Source organism: Flavobacterium sp. PL02 (assembly GCF_035013205.1).
Taxonomy (GTDB): Bacteria; Bacteroidota; Bacteroidia; order Flavobacteriales; family Flavobacteriaceae; genus Flavobacterium.
In genome coordinates this window covers 1-3,240 of record NZ_JAYGJP010000019.1, presented here as the reverse complement: position 1 = coordinate 3,240, position 3,240 = coordinate 1, and the positions used below count along the sequence as shown (strand labels likewise).

4 protein-coding genes are annotated in these 3,240 nt (G+C 29.8%); all 4 read right to left on the bottom strand.

Features of this window, described 5'->3' with window-relative positions; all coding sequences use genetic code 11:
• Positions 1–263: 263 nt before the first annotated feature.
• Positions 264–470 carry a hypothetical protein gene (locus SHI72_RS23545; protein ID WP_323491589.1) on the bottom strand — a complete coding sequence of 69 codons (207 nt, stop codon included), beginning with the start codon at positions 468–470 and terminating at the stop codon, positions 264–266.
• 104 nt (positions 471–574) lie between these two features.
• On the bottom strand, positions 575–814 hold the full coding sequence (locus SHI72_RS23540; RefSeq protein WP_323491588.1) for a hypothetical protein: 240 nt from the start codon (positions 812–814) through the stop codon (positions 575–577).
• Positions 811–1,932: a hypothetical protein gene (locus tag SHI72_RS23535; protein ID WP_323491587.1), complete on the bottom strand. Its 1,122-nt coding sequence runs from the start codon at positions 1,930–1,932 to the stop codon at positions 811–813. The genes SHI72_RS23540 and SHI72_RS23535 overlap by 4 nt, the downstream gene beginning before the upstream one ends.
• Positions 1,933–2,627: 695 nt before the next feature.
• The gene (locus SHI72_RS23530; RefSeq protein WP_323491586.1) at positions 2,628–3,134 is read right to left on the bottom strand and encodes a hypothetical protein; all 507 of its coding nucleotides are present in this window, start codon (positions 3,132–3,134) and stop codon (positions 2,628–2,630) included.
• Positions 3,135–3,240: the final 106 nt, after the last annotated feature.

The window sequence follows — 3,240 nt, the reverse complement described above, 5'->3', positions numbered from 1 at the left end:
AGTGTCTTTTTTGGGAACGACTTCACACCATTTGGAGCATATTCCTGCATGTTCAGTACGTGGGTCATTCTTGTGTCTGTCTCCATTAAAATAATGGCAATCTTCGCATTGATTTTTCATAGGATTTTTGTAAGAATTTTAGAGGTTAGATTATAGACTAGGATTAAAGAAAAGTTTAATTGAGTCCCGACTATCATTAGTCGGGATTTGCGCGTTTACTGGGGTTCGCATAATTTGTAAGATGTTCATCATAATTATAATAGTTATTTTAGGTAAATTTCGATTTTACCGTGTGTTCTGTATTTTAAGGTGAGTTTGTTCGTTTTTAAATTTTCAGCCTTTACAAACGCTTTATATGCGTTATTTGAACCGATGTACTTTTTTAACTGATTCATAGAAACCAAAAATCTTTTGTTTATGTATTTGCTTTTTTCTAATGGGGTAAATACAATTAGATAGTCTTTATTCATAATTTCGATTTTAACGTTATTTAGTTTATCCTGGAAAAAGCTGCGCATAGTGAAATCACGTTATTTTGTTTCTTCAGGTTGAATGCCTGGAAACGCTTTTCACGTTATTTAAGCATATCACTAAATGCACTTTTAAAATTGTCAATCTTAATTTGTTTTAGTTTCGCATCTGTTAAAGCGTTATGAAGCATACTTCTCAAATCTTCAATTGTTTTCAATTGACTTAAATAATTTAAAGTACAAAATTCAACAGCCTTAGAATTTGTACTTATTTGAAATTCTTTTTTTATTGCATTTACTTGATTTTCAAATTCTTCTGAAATGTTTCTTAAATCTATATTCATATTCCTAAATTTTTTAAAAAGTTATTTGAGTTTTCGTTTTCGATTATTTCTGCATTTAAATTTTTATCTCTGTTTGTTAAATCATCGATTAGCTTTTTTGCTTTGGTTTTTGTTTTTGAGCGTGATACTGGACAATCAATTGAGTAAGTAAAGCCGAGTAGTTTTTCTTTGTCAAATCCTAATTTTATCAAATTCTCTATGTAGAATTGGACCATTATATCAGTGGGTTTTAATTCTCTATCTACATTAGATTTCTCTTTTTTTTCTACATAACACTTTAAGCCTGTTTGAGCTATTAATTTTAAATCATTAGGCTTTGCTAATAATAAATCGTAGAAAGTCTTAAAATCTGCATTTAAACCATTCTTAACAAGATATTCTTTATGCTTGTGTGCTTTGATAGTAAACTCATAACGAACCAAATTATCTATTACAGATTTTTTCATTGGCTCTAAATAAGCTTTATAAAAAACAATTGATTTTGAAAGTAATTCGAATCCTTTATGGTAAATTTTACAGTAAGGTGCTGAATTAGAAGCCTTTTCTCGTTTGTTGAAATCCATACCTAAATTTGCAGTGCCTTTTAAAGAATTTGAATTATTGATATGATGTATAAGCGGAAGTTTACCCGAATTAGGATTTTGAAGAATAAAAGAAAATGCCGTTTTTAAACTTTTTAAATCAATTAATTGATTAATACAAATATCAATATCCGAAACTAGCCCTTGTAAAAAATCTTCTCGAGAAACTTTTAAGACACCGAATGAGTTAATATCGTCAACAATAAGACGATAATTTTCTGAGGTAATTCCTTCAAAATATCTTTTTTTCAACATTTTTGCAGAAATTTGAAAAACTACATATTCATGTGCCATTTTATTTTTATCGATGAAAGCTTTGATATAAAAACGATAAGTTATACCATTCACAATTTTTGTAAAAGGTTCTGCCTTACGGTAATCATCACCAAGCTTCGTTTGCTCGTTACCATCATTATCAAGGTGTTCAATAGATGGATAATAAGCAATGAAATCAGTAATTAATCTTTTATCCAATATCTTAACTTTATCAAGTTTGACACGGATTTTTAGCGAGTCTATTAAGCCAGTATTAAACATAGATTAAAGTTTTGTTTAAATACTCGTTTTTTTTACTCTGTAATGCCAGGATTATATATAACATAATTATCTGATTACTAGTTATTTGCGTTTTGCAAATTGACCTATAATTTATATTATGCCTTACAGTATGATATTGAAGAATTTTATTATCTTTGCATTGATTATTTCAATGAGAGCCGAGGTATTTGCCGTACCGTTTGAGGCTCTTTTTTTGTTTATAATATTACCAGTTGTTTTTTACTCTGCCCCTACTCTGGAAAGTGGGGTAGGAGTCTAAAAAATCCCCAATTCTATAGTAACAAAGGATTTGTCTTGTACGCCTAACGTAAACTAGGAGGTAATCCCATTGTATAGCCTGTTTTTGAAGCCATTGACCGTAAGCGTAAATGTTGTGCACGTATTCTGTAAAGAGTCTTTTCTCCTGATTATGATATACTGTTACTGAGTAATCATTTTTCTTTTTAAAATCTTCCATTAGTTAGGAGTTAGAGATAAAAAAAAGAATTGAAGTAGGGGGTAAGAGATAAAAAAAAATAGTACACCCAAATTAATGAGCATACTATTGGTATAAATAGTTTCTGGAATATACATAATATCTGATTATTTCGCCGAGAGTAGAATTTGCCGTTCCGTTATCTCTCCTTGAAGTTTAGACAAATATACATAATTATTTAAATTAATTGTTAAAATGTTTAGGTTGGCATATAGTGCTGAAGAATATTAGATAACTGACCGTTTTCTGCATCTTTAAGCATAACAAAGTAAGTTTCATTTACTTCAATCATAGCCATATTAGTAAAAGTAGAAGCACCATCTGTACCGTTAATTGGTACAAATGTACCGACAGGTGTATCACATCTTAATACTACCACTGGGTAAGGATATGACCATAACGCTCTATCAGTATATACAATATCCAAAATTAAAGGTAATTCAATTGGACACAAAGGCGTTAAATAGGTGTTTGCTCTTCTAAAATCGGCTTCATTTACGAGACTTGAATCAAAAAATTCGCTTGATATAATTAAACGCTCCAGGTCAGTAAAATCGACACATTTATTAGGTTCTTTAATGAAATTAATCCCTCTACGGATATTACTAAAAATTAGATTCTCAGGAATAAGCACAGGCGCATCCAAAGAAGCTACTTTTAAAGTCCCCATTTGCAAATTTTTGTTTAAGTAGTATAATGTATACATAATCTGTTTTTATTAGTTTAAAGCCAATTATAGCCCTTTGATTTATAAAATTTTGCCAAGTCATTGTATTGCGAGCTCGAAAGATATTTAAGAATATCATTCCTAA

What these genes read in the sequence shown, in the direction of transcription:
- SHI72_RS23535 (WP_323491587.1), bottom strand. Translation starts at nt 1,932, where the DNA reads ATGTTTAATACTGGCTTAATAGACTCGCTAAAAATCCGTGTCAAACTT.
- SHI72_RS23530 (WP_323491586.1), bottom strand. Translation starts at nt 3,134, where the DNA reads ATGTATACATTATACTACTTAAACAAAAATTTGCAAATGGGGACTTTA.
- SHI72_RS23540 (WP_323491588.1), bottom strand. Translation starts at nt 814, where the DNA reads ATGAATATAGATTTAAGAAACATTTCAGAAGAATTTGAAAATCAAGTA.
- SHI72_RS23545 (WP_323491589.1), bottom strand. Translation starts at nt 470, where the DNA reads ATGAATAAAGACTATCTAATTGTATTTACCCCATTAGAAAAAAGCAAA.